Raw genomic sequence first — 15,616 nt, 5'->3', positions numbered from 1 at the left:
TCCTCAAGATCAATAGACGCGGGCCTTCGGCTCGATCTTCTTGGGATCGATGCCGTCGGCGATCAGGTCGGTATGGACGGGGCGGTAGTCGAGCTTGACGTCGCCGGCCTCGTTGACCCAGGCGAGCGTGTGCTTGCGCCAGTTGACGTCGTCGCGGCCGCCGAGCGGACCCTCGGTGTAGTCCTCGCGGGCGTGCGAACCACGGCTCTCCTTGCGCGCTTCGGCGCCGTAGATCGTCGTGATGGCGTTGGCCATGAGGTTTTCGAGTTCCAGCGTCTCGACGAGGTCCGAGTTCCAGATCATCGAGCGGTCGGTGACCTTGATGTCGGGCATCTCCTTCCAGATCGCCGAAATGCGCTTGCAGCCCGATTCCAGCGATTCCTGGGTACGGAACACGGCCGCGTCTTCCTGCATGGCGCGCTGCATCTTTTCGCGCAGCACGGCGGTCGGCGTGGAGCCATTGGCGTTACGCAGGCGGTCGAAGCGGTCCATGATCCGGTCGCAGGCGGCCTTGTTGAGTTCCGGCACCGGCTCGTTGCGGTCGATGACCTGGCCGGCGCGGATGGCGGCGGCACGGCCGAAGACCACGAGATCGATCAGCGAGTTGGAGCCGAGGCGATTGGCGCCGTGTACCGAGGCGCAGCCGGCTTCGCCGACGGCCATCAGGCCGGGCGCAATGCGCTCCGGGTTCTGGCTGTCAGCATTCAGGACTTCGCCCCAGTAGTTGGTCGGCACGCCGCCCATGTTGTAGTGCACCGTCGGCAGAACCGGGATCGGCTCGCGGGTCACGTCGACACCGGCAAAGATCTTCGCCGATTCCGAGATGCCCGGCAGGCGCTCGTGCAGGACGGCCGGATCGAGGTGATCCAGGTGCAGGAAGATGTGATCCTTGTTCTTGCCGACGCCGCGGCCTTCGCGGATTTCCATCGTCATGCAGCGCGAGACGACGTCACGCGAGGCAAGGTCCTTGGCGGACGGCGCATAGCGCTCCATGAAGCGCTCGCCTTCGGAGTTGACGAGGTAGCCGCCTTCGCCGCGTGCGCCTTCGGTGATCAGGCAGCCCGCACCGTAGATGCCGGTCGGATGGAACTGGACGAATTCCATGTCCTGCAGCGGCAGGCCGGCGCGTGCAATCATGCCGCCGCCGTCGCCCGTGCAGGTGTGCGCCGAGGTCGCCGAGAAATAGGCGCGGCCGTAACCGCCGGTCGCCAGCACCACCATCTTGGCGGAGAAGCGATGGATCGTGCCGTCGTCGAGGTTCCAGGCGACGACGCCGGTGCAGCGGCCGTCATCCGACATGATCAGGTCGAGCGCGAAATACTCGATGAAGAACTCGGCGTTGTTGCGCAGAGACTGACCATAGAGCGTGTGCAGGATCGCGTGGCCGGTACGGTCGGCAGCAGCACAGGTGCGCTGGACCGGCGGGCCTTCGCCGTAGTTCTGCATGTGGCCGCCGAAGGGTCGCTGATAGATCTTGCCTTCGGCGTTACGCGAGAACGGCACACCATAGTGCTCGAGCTCATAGACCGCCTTCGGCGCTTCCATGGCGAGATACTGCATGGCGTCGACGTCGCCGAGCCAGTCGGAACCCTTGACGGTGTCGTAGAGGTGCCACTGCCAGCTGTCCGGCGTCATGTTCTGCAGCGAGGCGGCAATGCCGCCCTGGGCGGCAACCGTGTGCGAGCGGGTCGGGAAGACCTTGGTGATGCAGGCGGTCTTCAGACCCTGCTCGGCCATGCCGAGCGTCGCGCGCAAGCCCGCACCGCCCGCGCCGACGACGACGACGTCGAAGGCGTGGTCGACATATTGATAGGCCTTGCCGTTTGCAGCGGGTGAACTGTTCGATGCCATGGCGAAATTACCCTGCAAAAGCGATCTTCAGGATGGCGAAGAGACAGAGCCCGCCAACCGCGATCGTGAAAAATGTATTGAGCATGAGAAGCACGATCTTCATGCCTTCGCCATGCACGTAGTCTTCGATGATCACCTGCATGCCGAGCCGCATGTGAACGAGGCCCGAGAGCACGACGAGCGCCATGACGACGGCGACGAAGGGGTTCGCCAGCGCGGCGACGACATCCGCATAGGGCGCGCCTGCGTAGCGAACGAGAAAGATGACGAAGAAGATCAACAGCGGAACGTTGGCGACGGCCGTCAGGCGCTGGCGCCAGAAATGGTCCGTGCCTTCCTTGGCCGAGCCAAGACCGCGAACCTTGCCGAGAGGAGTGCGCATATCCATGAGTATTCTCCCTCAGTCAGCGAACGAGATAGCCGACCACCCAGATCAGCAGCGTCAGCGCCACCGAACCGATGATCGTTGCCTTGGCCATCTTGGTGGCGAAGTGCTTCTCGTAGCCGTAGCCGAGATCCCAGGCAAAGTGGCGCAAGCCGCCGAGCATGTGGTGCACCAGGGCCCAGGTATAGCCGAACAGCACCAGCTTGCCGATCAGCGTACCGAACAGCCAACTGACCCAGTCGTAATAGGCAGCACCCGACGCAGCGGCGATCAGCCACCAGGCGACGAGGATGGTCCCGAAGTAGAGCGCACCACCGGTGATGCGGTGCACAATGGACATGACCATCGTCGGGATAGGTTTATAGATTTGAAGATGCGGCGAGAGTGGCCGGCTTCTTGTGACATTCGTCATCGGAACCTCACGGAATGCCCGGATTTCCGCCCAAAAAACTGGACGATTTTAGTCCGGTATCGCACCTGATTGTGCGCAATTCAGTCATTCGGACCTTTAATCACCATAAAGCTTAACGACAAGTGTGTTTGCGGTGCAAAATCAATTTAATCGATTAGACGAATTGCGCCATTTTCCTGCCAGCCGGAGACATGGGCCGGCGTTAACGATAGCGACAAAAAGCCAAGCAATTCCGTGACTTTCCCGACGATCTGGCCCAGAGTGCTCTTAACGATTTGTTAAGCGTCACCCGGAGGGCGGGCAGAATGATTCTGTTCAGGGCAATCCATGCGACCAAAGTGCTGGCGCTTGCCGGCCTGGTCATCGCCACCAGCTACATTCCGATGGAAGCTCGAGACCGGGGCGGACTGCCGGAGGCGCAGACGCGAACACGCCATGTCAGGATGAATGCCGATCGTCTCTATCCTCGTCACGATTTCGATCGCATGGGTTATCGCAGCGACTGGGGCCGCCATCGAGGACCGCGCCGCGACTGGGCGTCCAACGGTGGCCCGCCGGAAGTGAACACGCGCACGCGGCACGTTCGCCTGCCGCGCTACCGCCCCTACCCCGGCGCTTATGCCGGACGGTCGGAGCAGCGTGGCGGATGGGTGCGCGACGGAGCCGGTCGCGACTACTGGACATCCGACGCCCGCAGGCACGACGGTCGCCCAGGCATCTATGACGTGCCGCCGCAGGTCTCGACCCGCACCCGCCATGTCCGCCTGCCGCAATATCGGGCCTATCCCGAGCGGTGGGGCAATGGCGGCGGATGGGGGCGCGATCAGGCCGGGCGCGAGATCTGGACATCGAGCAACCAAGGCCGAGACTATCGCCCGAGCTATTATGGCGGTGATGAATATCCGGACATCATTCCTGGTATCGGCACCTATGTCGGCGGCATTTCGGCCTATGTCGACGTCGGCAATGGCATCTATTTCAGCCAGGAAGGCGACTACGGCTATGCGGATGAGGCAGACATTGCGCCGCCGCCCGAGGCGAAACGCGGCAAGATCATCAACGTCACGCCACAGACCATGAACGGTTCCTGCGCCTACGAACACGGCGTCTGCGTCATCCGCCGGTAATCGCGGCTACAGCGATATCAGCCCGTCAGGCCAACAGCTTCAATGTCGGGCGCATCGTCGGAAGTGCAGGCATCGTCAATTGCAGGAGGTGGTGCCGAAGCGCCAGACGGTGGTGCGCTTGACCTCGCTGTCCTCCAGCGCCCGGGTGACGGGAACCTCGTAGGTGGCAAGCGCCGTCATCAGCTCGCGCGGGCAATAGGAACGTCCGGGATCGCCGACGATCACCGAGGCGCCGTTCGCGGCAAGTCCCGAAAACCACGGTTTCAACCGGTCGGCAAAAGCCTTGTCGTAGAAGACGTCGCCGGCGAGATAGACCTCGGCTTCAAGATCGCGGCCAGTGATGTCCTCGCCGGTATAGGAAAGCGTGACCCCGTTGAGTGCGGCATTGAGCCGGACGGCCGTTTCCGCCCAGGGGTCGATATCGGCGGCCAGCACCGATACTGCACCCGCCTTCATCGCCGCGATCGCCACCAGACCCGAACCGGAGGCAAAGTCGACGACACGGCGGCCGCGCACCGCTTCGGGGTGATCGAGGATGTAGCGGGCGAGCCCCTGCCCGCCGGCCCAGGCGAAGGCCCAGAACGGCGGCGGCAGGCCGATCTCCTGCAACTCTTCCTCGGTCTTCAGCCAGAGCTCATGCGCTTCGGTCGCCAGATGCAGACGGATCTCCGGCACATGCAGCGGCGTGAGCACATCGGTGTTTTCGAGGATGAAGCTTTCCGGATCGGTCTTCACAAAACTCTCCGCGCCTGCCCGAGCGTCCCGGACAGGCGGAAAACAAGACTAGCGCGGCGGATTGTCGAGCCCGCCCATGCGGCAGACCTCGAGCCATTCGTCCTCGGTCACCGGCTGCACCGACAGGCGCATGGAGGTGACGAGCGACATCTTGGCGAGCTTCGGATTGTCCTTGATCTCCTTCAGCGTCACCGGCCGCGGCATGTCGGCAACCGCGCGGATATCGACGCAGTCCCAGCGGGCGTCACCCTCGGCGGTCGAATCCGGATGCGACAGCGCGCAGACCTCGGCGATGCCGACGATCTCAAGTCCTTCGTTCGAGTGGTAGAAGAAGCCCTTGTCGCCGATCTGCATCGCCCGCATGTTGTTGCGCGCCTGATAGTTGCGCACGCCGGTCCATTCGGTGCCCTTGGCGCCGGCATCCTTCTGCATCTGCCAGGACCATTTGAACGGTTCGGATTTGTAGAGCCAATGCGCCATCTTGGTCTCAAGCCTCCGGATTGTTGAAGACCCAGTTGAAGGCCTTGATCTCGATATTGGAAAAGAGCCCGGCCTTGGCATAGGGATCGGCTTCGGCGATCGCACGCGCCTCGTCGATCGTCTCCGCCTTGACGAGCACCAGGCTACCGGTCGGCTTGCCGTCGTCGCCGAGGAACGGACCGGCCATCTTCAAAATGCCCTTGGCGTTAAGATCGTTGAGATAGGCGACGTGATCGGGGCGGGTATCGAGCCGAAGCTGCAGCGCGCCTGGCTTGTCGGTGCAATGAAGTGCGAAGAGCATGCTTCCTCCTAGAGTTTTCGTTGGTGCGGGATGCGGGCGGAAGATCGCCGCTCCCTTCATTCCTGGGTGATCGGGCGGGTCATCAACTGTTCGAGCGCGGTGCGGACATCGAGCTTGCCGTCGATGATCGCCGCCACCGCTTCGGTGATCGGCATTTCGACGCCGAGATCATGGGCGACGCGGGCAGCAACCGATGCGGCGAACGCGCCTTCGACCAGTTCTCCCTTGCGCCCGCCGGCACGGCCATCCTTGCCGAGCGCGATGCCGAAACGCAGGTTGCGCGACTGGTGGCTGGTCGCCGTCAGGACGAGATCGCCGAGACCGGAGAGACCGCGCACCGTATCCGCCTCGCCGCCTTCGGCGGCAATGAAACGCGACATCTCCGCAAGGCCGCGCGAGATCAGCGCGGCACGGGCGCTGTCGCCAAGGCCTGCGCCCTCGACGATGCCACAGGCGATCGCCAGCACATTCTTCAGCGCGCCGCCGAGCTGCACGCCGATGCGATCCTGCGAGGGATAGAGCCGGAAGGTCGGACCCGAGAGCACCTCGGCCAGCATCGTCGCCGTCGCAGCATCGGCCGCGGCAATCACCATCGCGGTCGGCAGACCCTTGGCGATGTCGGCAGCGAAACCGGGACCCGAGAGCACGCCGATCGAACGTCCGGGCAATTCCTCCGCCAGCACGTTGGTCAGCAACCGTCCCGTCGCCTGCTCCATACCCTTGGCGCAGGTGACGATCGTGGCAGCCGCATTGATATGAGGACCATACTGGCGCGCCGCATCCCTATGCGCCTGCGACGGCATCACGAAGAGCACGACCTCGGCATCGGCAAGAACCGAGACATCGGCCGTATGTTTCAGCGCCGGCGGCAGGTCGATGCCCGGCAGGGCGTCCTCATTGCGGCCGGTGTCGCGGCAGGATTCGGCAATCTCCGGACGACGGGCAAGCAGCGTCACGTCGCTGCCTTCGGTCGAGGCGGCAACCGCGGCGAGCGCGGTGCCAAAGGCGCCTGCGCCGACCACGACGATCTTCGGCCCGTTCTTGGAAATGTCGTTCATGCTCTATCCGTATGCTTTAGATCTTGTCACGCCTTGGCGCCGCGTTTGCCCGAACCGAGCAGCGCCTGCGCCTGGGCGTCGAGCGGCCAGCGCGAGCGCGGCGCGACATCGAGGCCGTCGGCCGCCATGCCTGCCGCCAGCCGCTCGGCACCGGCCCAGGCGATCATTGCCGCGTTGTCCGTGCAGAGCGAAAGCGGCGGCGCGATGAAGTCGAAACCGGACTGCGCGCACAAGGTCTGCAGCGTCGAGCGCAGCACCTGATTGGCGGCGACACCGCCGGCAACCACCAGCGCCGGGCGCGCCACACTGCCATGCTCCGCCTTGAAGCGCTTCAGGCCGCGCCCGACCCGATCCTTGAGCGTGCGGGAAATCGCCCGCTGGAACGAGGCGCAGATATCGGCGATGTCCTGCTCCGTTACCGGCTCCAGCGATTGCGCCACCTGGCGCACCGCCGTCTTCAATCCCGAAAAGGAAAAATCGAGCCTGGCGTCACCGACGAGCGGTCGCGGAAAATCGAAACGCTGCGGATCGCCGGCAAGTGCTGCCCGCTCGACCGCCGGACCACCCGGATACGGGAGGCCGAGCAGCTTGGCCGTTTTGTCGAAGGCTTCGCCGAGCGCATCGTCGATCGTCGTGCCCCAGCGTTCGTATTCGCCGACGCCCTTGACGAGGATCAGTTGCGTGTGACCGCCGGAAACGAGCAGCATCAGATAGGGAAAGGAGAGCCCATCGGTCAGCCGCGCGGTCAGCGCGTGGCCTTCGAGGTGATTGACGGCATAGAGTGGCTTGCCGGTTGCGCGCGCGATCGCCTTGCCGGTCATCAGCCCGACGATCAGGCCGCCGATCAGACCGGGACCACTTGTCGCAGCAATGGCGTCGATGTCGGAAAGCGTGACGCCGGCCCTGAGCAGCGCTTCCTCGATCAGCGTGTCGAGCGCCTCGACATGGGCGCGCGCCGCGATCTCTGGAACCACGCCGCCATAGGCGCTGTGCTCTTCCAGTTGGCTTAAGACCACGTCGCCGAGGATATGGCCCTTACCGCCGGAATCGCGCAAAATGACGGAAGCGGCGGTTTCGTCGCAGCTTGTTTCTATGCCGAGGATGCGCAGGGGCGGAGACATCGGGAACTACTCAAAGATTGCGGTCGCACCGAAAGGTGGGTACACGGAACTCCGGTAACAATGGATAGCCTTTGATGCAAACAAAACCTTTCCGGATCGGCACGCGCGGCAGCCCGCTGGCGCTCGCTCAAGCCCATGAAACGCGCGATCGCCTCGCAGCGGCGCATGGTCTGGCGCCGGAAATGTTCGAGGTCGTCATCCTCTCGACCAAGGGCGACCGGATCACCGACCGCTCGCTCGCCGAGATCGGCGGTAAGGGCCTGTTCACCGAAGAGATCGAGCAACAATTGCTGTCGGGCGAACTCGATTTCGCTGTGCATTCGTCCAAGGACATGCCGACGAAACTGCCTGACGGCCTCTGTCTTTCCGCCTTCCTGCCGCGTGAGGACATTCGAGATGCCTTCATCGGTCGGACGGCAAAAAAACTGATGGAACTGCCGCAGGGCGTGACCGTCGGCTCGTCGTCGCTGCGCCGCCAGGCGCTGATCCGCCGGCTGCGTCCGGATATCAATGTCATCACCTATCGCGGCCAGGTGGAAACGCGGCTGAGAAAGCTCGCTGAGGGCCAGGTCGATGCGACACTGCTTGCCTATGCGGGCCTCAAGCGTCTCGGCATGACCGACGTTCCGACCGAACTGCTCGACCCCCAGGAATTCCCGCCGGCGCCGGCCCAAGGCGCGATCTGCATCGAGAGCCGCATCGGCGACAGCCGCATCAACGACCTGCTCGCAGCCATCGACGATCCCCGCACCCATGAGGCAGTCGCCTGCGAGCGTGGCTTCCTCGCGACGCTCGACGGCTCGTGCCGCACGCCGATCGCCGGTCTCGCCACCTCGGACGGCACCCATCTCAGCTTTTCCGGCATGATCCTCACGCCCGACGGCCAGACCCATCACCGGGTTACGATCGAGGGCAAGGCCACCGACGCCGAAGCGCTTGGGCAAAAGGCCGGAGAAGAGATCCGCGCCAAGGCCGGCCCCGGCTTCTTTGCAAGCTGGACTTAAAGCCATGCGCGTGCTCGTCACCCGGCCGCTTCCCGCCGCCGAGGCGACGGTACGCCGGCTGGAAGCCGCCGGCCACCGGCCGATCCTGCTGCCGCTGATGCAGGCGACCCATCTTGCTGCCGTCTCCGTTGCCGCGCTTGAAGTGCCGCATGCGGCGATCGTGCTCACCAGCGCCGAAGCCATTCGGATGCTCGTATCGTCAGATGCAGACCTGTCACAGCATCTGGCGACCCCGTGCTTCTGCGTGGGCGCCGCCACGGCGCAAGCAGCAGCCGGGCTCGGTTTCTCCGATCTGCGCATAGCGGAGGGTACCGGCCAGTCCCTGGCGGAACTAATCGGCGCGACCATCGACACGCTGCCGCCACTTCCCCTGCTCTATCTGGCAGGAACGCCGCGCTCCGAAGGGCTGGAAAAGGGGCTGAGACAACGCGGCATAGAGCACCGGACGGTCGAGTGCTACCGCATGGAGCCGATCGCCCATTCGCGCGCCGCGATCGAAGATCTGCGGCGGAGCAGCCGTCCCGACGCCGTGCTTTTATACTCGCGAGAGACCGCGCGACAGTTCGTTCGCCTGCTTTCCGAAGCCGGTGTCGATGCTGCTTCCTTTGCGCCGCGCTACCTCTGCCTCAGCCCCGTGGTGGCCGAGGCGCTGCCGGGTAACGTCGTGGCGGAGACCGCCGCAAGGCCCGATGAAGACAGCCTTTTCAGTCTTCTCTAACATCGAATTCATCCAAAAACGGAACGGAGGGGCTTTCCCTCACCGTTCCGGCTGACTAGGTTTGAAGGAAGAGCCGACAGGCACTAACGGTAAGAGGTCACCATGGTATCGGAAAACCCGCCGCGCCGCTCGAAGTCCGAGAAGGAACCGCTGACGATCGACCTCGAAGCGGAGAAAACCGTTGCGGAACCGGCCGGCCCGGAAGCAACCGGCGAGACGCTGGCAGACGCTGCGGCCGAGAACACAGCGCACAAAGCCGAGACGGATGAGCCGATAAGGGACACCAGCGACGACAGCGCCGCCGGATCCCGCCTGGACGAAGAAATCGAGGAGCAGCGCGCCGATGCCGCCGCCGACGCGGCCGCGGCCGTCTTCGCCGAAGAGCCGCCGCATGTGGCCCGCGAGCCGGAACCGGCACCGCCGCAGAAGCCGGTATCGAACTCCGGGGCGCTCGCGGCCGGCATCGTCGGCGGTCTCGTGACGCTGCTCGGCTTCGGCGGCCTGCAATATGCCGGCATCGTGCCTGGACTTGGGCCGACCCGCGGCGTCGAGCAGAACATTTCCGGCGAACTGCAGGCCCTGCGCGACCAGATCGCGGCGCTGCCCACCCCCGCAGCCGTCGTCGACAACACCGCACTCGAAGGTCGTATCGCCTCGCTCGAACAGTCCGCCTCCCAACCGGCCGCAAACGGCGCACCGAGCGCCGAGGTCGAGACGCTGAAGGCGGGAGTCGACAATCTCACCAAGGAGCTTGCAGGTCTGAAGACAGCGCTCGCCGATGCGCAGCAGGCGGCAACCGCCGAGAAGGCGGAACTGACGAGCCGCATCGAGACCGCCGAGCAGAAGCTCAACGAGCCGGTCAACGATATCCAGATGGCGAAAGCCGTTGCGGTCACTGCACTGAAGTCGGCCATCGATCGCGGCGGGCCTTTCCTCGCCGAACTCGACGCGCTGCGCAGCATCGCGCCTGACGAACAAGCCGTCGCCGCGCTCGCCCAGGATGCCCAGGTCGGCGTGCCGACCCGGACCGACCTGCGCCGCGAGTTCCCGAAAACCGCCGACGCCATGCTCGACGCTCTCAACCAGCCCGACCCGAACGAAGGCATCTTCGATCGGCTAGTGTCCAGCGCCATGTCCGGCATTCGCGTGCGTCCCGTCGGCAGCGTCGAGGGTGAAACGCCCGAAGCCGTCATCGCCCGTATCGAGGACAAGCTGAACAATGGCGACCTCAAGGGCGCCGCTCTGGAATGGAATGGTCTGCCCGACACCGCCAAGCCGGCGGGCGAGGCTTTCAAGGCCAAGCTCGACCAGCGTTTGCGGGTCGAAGCCGCGATCGATGCCGCCGTCGCTGCGACGATGGCAAAATCAGGCACGGAAGGCTGAGGGAACCAGATATGATCCGCATTCTGATTTTCATCCTGATCGTGCTTGGTCTCGGCCTCGGCTTCGCCTGGCTCGCCGACCGGCCGGGTGAACTTTCGGTCGTCTGGCAGGGCCAGTTGATCGAGATGAGCCTGATGCGCGCGGCATCGCTGCTGATCTCGCTGATTGCCGCGGTGCTGATCGTCGTCTGGCTGGTGCGCACCATCTGGCTTTCGCCGCACACGGTCACCCGCTATTTCCGCGCCCGCAAGCGCGACCGCGGCTACCAGGCGCTGTCGACCGGCCTGATCGCCGCCGGCGCCGGTGACGCCAATCTTGCCCGCAAGATGACCGCCCGCACCCGCGGCCTGATCAGCGCCGACCAGGAACCGCTGATCCACCTGCTCGAAGCCCAGACCGCACTGATCGAAGGCAAGTACGACGACGCCCGCCGCAAGTTCGAGCTGATGGCCGACGATCCGGAGACGCGCGAACTCGGGCTTCGCGGCCTTTATCTCGAGGCCAAGCGGCTCGGCGCCCACGAGGCCGCGCGGCAATATGCCGAGCGCGCCGCCGAAAAGGCGCCGCACCTGCCCTGGGCAGCACTTGCGACGCTCGACAGCCAGAGCCAGGCCGGTCAATGGGACGATGCCCTGCGTCTGCTCGACCAGAGCCGCATCGCCCACGTGGTCGATCGCAAGGAAGCCGATCGCAAGAAGGCAGTGCTGCTGACGGCGCGCGCAATGACGAAGCTCGAGGGCGACGTGAAAGGTGCGCGGGACGATGCGCTTGCCGCGCTGAAGCTCGACGAACATCTGGTGCCGGCGGCGCTGACGGCCGCCAAGGCGCTGTTTCGCGAGGACAACCTGCGCAAGGGCACCTCGATCCTGGAGAAGAACTGGAAGCACGAGCCGCATCCGGACGTGGCCCGGCTCTACGTGCGCGCCCGCGGCGGCGACACTGCGGTCGACCGGTTGAAGCGGGCGCGCAAGCTCGAAGCCTTGAAGCCCAACAATGCCGTGGCGATGGCTGCCGTCGCCGAAGCCGCGCTCGAAGCGCGCGAACTGCTTCTGGCGCGCACCAAGGCGGAAGCCGCCGCCCGGCTCGACCCGACCGAGAGCATCTTCCTGCTGCTTGCCGACATCGAAGAGGCCGACACCGGCGACGAGGGCCGCATCCGTCACTGGATGGCGCAGGCGCTGAAGAGCCCGCGCGATCCGGCCTGGACCGCCGACGGCGTGACCTCGTCGACCTGGCTGCCGGTCTCGCCGGTGAGCGGCCGGCTCGATGCCTTCGAATGGAAAGCCCCGCCGCATACGCTTTCGGCCACGGTCGACCACGACCAGTCGAACGCCGACGAGGCGATCCGCAGCCTGCCCGCCGTGGTGGAGGCGCATGTGCACCAGCCCGCACCCGCAGCCCGGCGCAGCGAGACGCCGGTGATCCTGGAGGCCGAGCGCGAGGAGCCGCGTCCGGCACCGCAGCCGATCAAGGTCGCCGAGCGCAAGGCGCCGGAACCGGTTGCCGACAAGCCTCCGGTCAAGGCGGAGAAGGAAGAGGGTGCGAATGGCGAGCACAGGCCCGATCCCTTCTTCGGTCGCCCGCCGGATGACCCCGGCGTGCGCGATCCGGCCGCTGGCGAGAAGGCGCCGGAAAAGACGACTTTCCGATTGTTCTGAGTTCTCAAGGGGCTGTGGCAAAATACATGTTTGAACGCTTACGGACGTTTCTCGATGGTCTGACCGGCCCGGCGAAGCGCATAGAGCATGGCGATCCGCGCGTGGCGGTAATCGCTCTCTGTTTCCAGGTGATGGAGGCCGACGGCCGGATCCTCGCGTCCGAGCGGCGCAAGATGCGCAAGGTCATCAAGGAGCATTACAAGCTCGACGATGCCTCGCTCTCCGCTTTGATCGAAGCCGGCGAGACTGCCGAGAGCGAGGCGATCGACTTCTACCAATTCACCGCCGAGCTCAAGCGTCACCTCTCCGAGGAGCAACGCGTCGAACTCGTCGGCATGCTCTGGGACGTCGTCTATGCCGATGGCGAGCGAAGTGAGATGGAAGATCACGTGATCTGGCGTATTGCCGATCTGCTCGGTGTTTCCGGTCGCGACCGGGTGTTGCAGCGGCAGGAGGCGGCGGCCAGAAGCGACACGGTAGAGAAAGCCGAGTCACAACAGGATAACTGAAATGCCGATGCCCGACGACAGCGCCCGAAAACCCGTCCTGATCATCCTGCATCAGGAGCGATCGAGCGCCGGCCGCGTCGGCCAGATACTCGAGCAGAAGGGTTTTGGGCTCGACATCCGTCATCCGGCGCTCGGCGACGATCTGCCGGAAACGCTGGAACGGCACAGCGGCACGATCGTGTTCGGCGGTCCGATGAGCGCCAATGACGAGGAAGAGTTCGTCCGCCGCGAGATCGACTGGCTTTCCGTGCCGCTCAAGGAAAACAAGCCCTATCTCGGCATCTGCCTCGGCGCGCAGATGCTCGCGCGCAACCTCGGCGGCTCGGTGGCACCCCATCACGAGGGCATGACCGAAATCGGCTGGTATCCGCTGGTTGCGACCGAGGCCGGCAAGGCGCTGATGGACTGGCCGGCCATGGTCTACCATTTCCACCGCGAGGGCTTCGACCTGCCTTCCGGTGCCGAGTTGCTCGCAACCGGCGACACCTATCCCAACCAGGCCTTCCGCTACGGTGACAATGCCTGGGGCATCCAGTTCCACGGCGAACTCACCCGCGCCATGATGCATCGCTGGGTGGTGCACGGCGCCCATCGCTTCGAGATGCCCGGTGCCCAGGTGGGCAAGGCCCATCTCGACGGCCGCATGCAGCACGACGGGCCGCTGCGCACCTGGATGGAGAACTTCCTTGAGTTGATCTTCCTGCGCGATGAACGGCCGGGAGAAAAGGCGGAAAGCGCGTAACGTGCTGTCCGCTCGCACCGTTTACTTGTGGTGATCGGGCACGTCGAGCGTATCGATCTTGCGCAATTGCGGAAAGCCAAGCGCCCAAAGCCCTGAGACGAGCAGCGTGCCCATGCCACCGAAGACGACGGCAAAGACCCCGCCGAAGCCGGACGCCATCATGCCGGCGCGGAATTCGCCAAGTTCGTTCGACGCGCCGATGAAGACCATGTTGACGGCGTTGACCCGGCCGCGCAGTTCGTCCGGCGTCCAGAGCGTGATCAGCGTCTCGCGCACATAGACCGATACCATGTCGGCAGCACCCATGACGACGAGGGCCGCGATCGAGACCCAGGGGGTCGCTGAAAGGCCGAAGATAACGGTGCCGAGACCGAAGAGCGCCACGCCGATGAACATGTAGAAACCGGCGCGATGGCGGATCGGGTGCGCCGCCAGCCAGACCGCCATGGCAACGGCGCCGACACCCGGGGCCGCGCGCAACAGGCCGAGCCCCCAGGGGCCGAGGTCGAGGATATCGCGGGCAAAGACCGGCATCAGCGCCACGGCGCCGCCGAGCAGCACTGCAAAAAGGTCGAGCGATATGGCGCCGAGCACCACCTTCTCCGCCTTGATGTAGCGGAAGCCGGCGGTGATCGTCTGCCAGCTTTGCGCCGAGGCCTGGGTGCGCGTCGCCGGCTTCGGAATGGCAAAGACCATGAATGCGGAGGCGAGGAAGAAGCAGAAGCCGATGGCATAAGGAAAGACCGCGCCGAGCGCGTAGATGAGACCACCCGCGACCGGGCCGACGATCATCGCGGTCTGCCAGGAGGTGGAGTTCCAGGCGATCGCGTTGGGCAGATCTTCCGGGGGCACGAGGTTTGGTGCCAGCGATTGCGACGCGGGCGCAAGGAACGCACGCTCGATGCCGAAGACCACGAGAACCGCATAAACCGGCCACGGCGAAAACAGCCCGGTGACTGTCAGCGCGAGCAGCGCCGCTGCGCAAAGCGTGCTGACCACCATGCAGACGCCCATGATCATGCGCCGGTTGTAGCGGTCGGCCACGGATCCGGTGACGAGGATCAGCACCAGCGATGGCAGGAACTGGAAAAGGCCGATCAAGCCGAGATCGAAGGGATCGCGCGTCAGATCGTAGATCTGCCAGCCGACCGCGACAGAGATGATCTGGATCGCGAAATAGGCGAGGAAGCGCGAGAAGAAGTAGCGACGATAGCCGACATGCCGAAACGCGGCAAAACGATGCGAGGCATGGACGGCGGACATGAGGAAGTCGCTCCTGAAGCGGGTCGCGCAAAACTGGGTCGCGGTTTTGCGATAACGACAAGTGAAACGTCAATATTCAAAAGGCAGGCAGCGCATCTGAAGGATCGCGACATGCTTTCGTCGGCACCGACTGTCAAGCGGCCACACGTTAAACATGATCGCGCCCGATAAACCGGCGTACTTGCTCGTTTAGGTCTCAATGTCTACATGTCTGTCAATAACGATTTGGAGACCGGCATGCTTGCTGTTATCGGCACCTTGAACTTCATCATCAACATCGCGTGGTTTCTGGTCATCGCGTCGGCCATCTTTTCCTGGCTCTACGCGTTCAATGTCATCAACGTGAACAACCAGGCGATCAACATGATCGGCCGCTCGCTTTACCAGTTAACCGAGCCGCTCTACCGCCCGATCCGCCGCATCCTGCCCGACATGGGCGGCGTCGACCTTTCGCCGCTGGTCGTTCTGGTAATCCTCTATTTCATCCAGCTTTTCCTGAACACGACGATCGCGCCGGCCTTGCTGGGCTGACGACGGCCGGCCAGGTGCAGGGTGAGTAGCACGGCCTTCACCGCGCATGGCGACCATGTTCGCCTGACGGTGCGCCTGACGCCGAACGGCGGCCGTGATGCCATCGACGGGCTGGAAGCGGCGGATGGCGAAGAATATCTGAAAGTGCGCGTCCGCGCGGTCCCGGAGAAAGGCAAGGCCAATCAGGCACTGCTTGCCTTTCTTGCCAAGACGCTCGGGCTTGCCACGAGCAAGCTCTCCCTCATCTCAGGCGAAACGCAGCGCAAAAAAATCCTCCGGATCGAGAGCGACCCGGAGGATCTGATGAAACGCCTTGCCGAACTGGCCGGCAGATAAAG

18 protein-coding genes are annotated in these 15,616 nt (G+C 64.4%); 9 read left to right on the top strand and 9 right to left on the bottom strand.

Going from position 1 to position 15,616, the window contains the following annotated elements; translation table 11 throughout:
- Positions 1 to 9 precede the first annotated feature (9 nt).
- The 3 genes from sdhA to sdhC are packed head-to-tail and all read right to left on the bottom strand — an operon-like array spanning position 10 to position 2,648.
- A complete protein-coding gene (gene sdhA / locus IB263_RS17910; RefSeq protein ID WP_060521403.1) occupies positions 10 to 1,851 on the bottom strand; it encodes a succinate dehydrogenase flavoprotein subunit in 1,842 nt (613 codons plus the stop codon).
- Between the two features lie 7 nt (positions 1,852 to 1,858).
- The gene (sdhD, locus tag IB263_RS17905; RefSeq protein ID WP_034802578.1) at positions 1,859 to 2,239 is read right to left on the bottom strand and encodes a succinate dehydrogenase, hydrophobic membrane anchor protein; all 381 of its coding nucleotides are present in this window, start codon (positions 2,237 to 2,239) and stop codon (positions 1,859 to 1,861) included.
- A gap of 16 nt (positions 2,240 to 2,255) precedes the next feature.
- On the bottom strand, positions 2,256 to 2,648 hold the full coding sequence (gene sdhC / locus IB263_RS17900; RefSeq protein WP_034802580.1) for a succinate dehydrogenase, cytochrome b556 subunit: 393 nt from the start codon (positions 2,646 to 2,648) through the stop codon (positions 2,256 to 2,258).
- Positions 2,649 to 2,953: 305 nt separating this feature from the next.
- Here sdhC and IB263_RS17895 point away from each other — a divergent pair, with 305 nt between their 5' ends.
- Positions 2,954 to 3,775: a hypothetical protein gene (locus IB263_RS17895; protein WP_192438787.1), complete on the top strand. Its 822-nt coding sequence runs from the start codon at positions 2,954 to 2,956 to the stop codon at positions 3,773 to 3,775.
- A gap of 75 nt (positions 3,776 to 3,850) precedes the next feature.
- Here IB263_RS17895 and IB263_RS17890 read toward each other — a convergent pair whose 3' ends face one another.
- From IB263_RS17890 to tsaD, 5 genes are read right to left on the bottom strand one after another with little or no spacing between them, the layout of a single operon-like run.
- Entirely contained in the window at positions 3,851 to 4,510 is a 660-nt protein-coding gene (locus tag IB263_RS17890; protein WP_192438786.1) for a methyltransferase, read from the bottom strand.
- A 48-nt stretch (positions 4,511 to 4,558) separates the two neighbouring features.
- Positions 4,559 to 4,990, bottom strand: a complete 432-nt coding sequence (locus tag IB263_RS17885) for an EVE domain-containing protein (protein ID WP_034802584.1) — start codon at positions 4,988 to 4,990, stop codon at positions 4,559 to 4,561.
- 7 nt (positions 4,991 to 4,997) lie between these two features.
- On the bottom strand, positions 4,998 to 5,291 hold the full coding sequence (locus tag IB263_RS17880) for a YciI-like protein (RefSeq protein WP_192438785.1): 294 nt from the start codon (positions 5,289 to 5,291) through the stop codon (positions 4,998 to 5,000).
- Positions 5,292 to 5,347: 56 nt separating this feature from the next.
- The gene (locus IB263_RS17875; RefSeq protein WP_113294577.1) at positions 5,348 to 6,349 is read right to left on the bottom strand and encodes an NAD(P)H-dependent glycerol-3-phosphate dehydrogenase; all 1,002 of its coding nucleotides are present in this window, start codon (positions 6,347 to 6,349) and stop codon (positions 5,348 to 5,350) included.
- Positions 6,350 to 6,375: 26 nt separating this feature from the next.
- The gene (gene tsaD, locus IB263_RS17870; RefSeq protein ID WP_112976118.1) at positions 6,376 to 7,470 is read right to left on the bottom strand and encodes a tRNA (adenosine(37)-N6)-threonylcarbamoyltransferase complex transferase subunit TsaD; all 1,095 of its coding nucleotides are present in this window, start codon (positions 7,468 to 7,470) and stop codon (positions 6,376 to 6,378) included.
- Between the two features lie 74 nt (positions 7,471 to 7,544).
- On the opposite strand from tsaD, the gene hemC reads away from it, so the two are divergent.
- The 6 genes from hemC (at position 7,545) to IB263_RS17840 (ending at position 13,484) form a co-directional block, all read left to right on the top strand.
- Positions 7,545 to 8,474: a hydroxymethylbilane synthase gene (gene hemC / locus IB263_RS17865; protein WP_089044334.1), complete on the top strand. Its 930-nt coding sequence runs from the start codon at positions 7,545 to 7,547 to the stop codon at positions 8,472 to 8,474.
- Positions 8,475 to 8,478: 4 nt separating this feature from the next.
- Positions 8,479 to 9,192 carry a uroporphyrinogen-III synthase gene (locus tag IB263_RS17860; RefSeq protein WP_034802598.1) on the top strand — a complete coding sequence of 238 codons (714 nt, stop codon included), beginning with the start codon at positions 8,479 to 8,481 and terminating at the stop codon, positions 9,190 to 9,192.
- Between the two features lie 102 nt (positions 9,193 to 9,294).
- Positions 9,295 to 10,575, top strand: a complete 1,281-nt coding sequence (locus IB263_RS17855; protein WP_192438784.1) for a COG4223 family protein — start codon at positions 9,295 to 9,297, stop codon at positions 10,573 to 10,575.
- Between the two features lie 11 nt (positions 10,576 to 10,586).
- Entirely contained in the window at positions 10,587 to 12,233 is a 1,647-nt protein-coding gene (locus IB263_RS17850; RefSeq protein WP_192438783.1) for a heme biosynthesis protein HemY, read from the top strand.
- A 26-nt stretch (positions 12,234 to 12,259) separates the two neighbouring features.
- Positions 12,260 to 12,742: a TerB family tellurite resistance protein gene (locus IB263_RS17845; protein WP_034802604.1), complete on the top strand. Its 483-nt coding sequence runs from the start codon at positions 12,260 to 12,262 to the stop codon at positions 12,740 to 12,742.
- Position 12,743: 1 nt separating this feature from the next.
- Positions 12,744 to 13,484: a glutamine amidotransferase gene (locus tag IB263_RS17840; RefSeq protein WP_371814136.1), complete on the top strand. Its 741-nt coding sequence runs from the start codon at positions 12,744 to 12,746 to the stop codon at positions 13,482 to 13,484.
- 21 nt (positions 13,485 to 13,505) lie between these two features.
- On the opposite strand, the gene IB263_RS17835 is transcribed toward IB263_RS17840, so the two are convergent.
- Complete coding sequence (locus IB263_RS17835) at positions 13,506 to 14,747, bottom strand: MFS transporter (RefSeq protein WP_060521413.1); 1,242 nt, start codon at positions 14,745 to 14,747, stop codon at positions 13,506 to 13,508.
- A gap of 237 nt (positions 14,748 to 14,984) precedes the next feature.
- On the opposite strand from IB263_RS17835, the gene IB263_RS17830 reads away from it, so the two are divergent.
- Together IB263_RS17830 and IB263_RS17825 are read left to right on the top strand one after the other, a co-directional pair.
- Positions 14,985 to 15,278 (top strand): YggT family protein, encoded by a 294-nt coding sequence (locus tag IB263_RS17830; RefSeq protein WP_089044330.1) that lies wholly within the window; start codon positions 14,985 to 14,987, stop codon positions 15,276 to 15,278.
- 21 nt (positions 15,279 to 15,299) lie between these two features.
- Entirely contained in the window at positions 15,300 to 15,614 is a 315-nt protein-coding gene (locus IB263_RS17825) for a DUF167 domain-containing protein (protein ID WP_192438782.1), read from the top strand.
- Positions 15,615 to 15,616: the final 2 nt, after the last annotated feature.

This window comes from Ensifer sp. ENS03 (assembly GCF_014852035.1).
Lineage (GTDB): Bacteria > Pseudomonadota > Alphaproteobacteria > Rhizobiales > Rhizobiaceae > Ensifer > Ensifer adhaerens.
The sequence above is the reverse complement of the archived record's forward strand: the minus strand, read 5'-3'. Positions and strand labels throughout refer to the sequence as shown.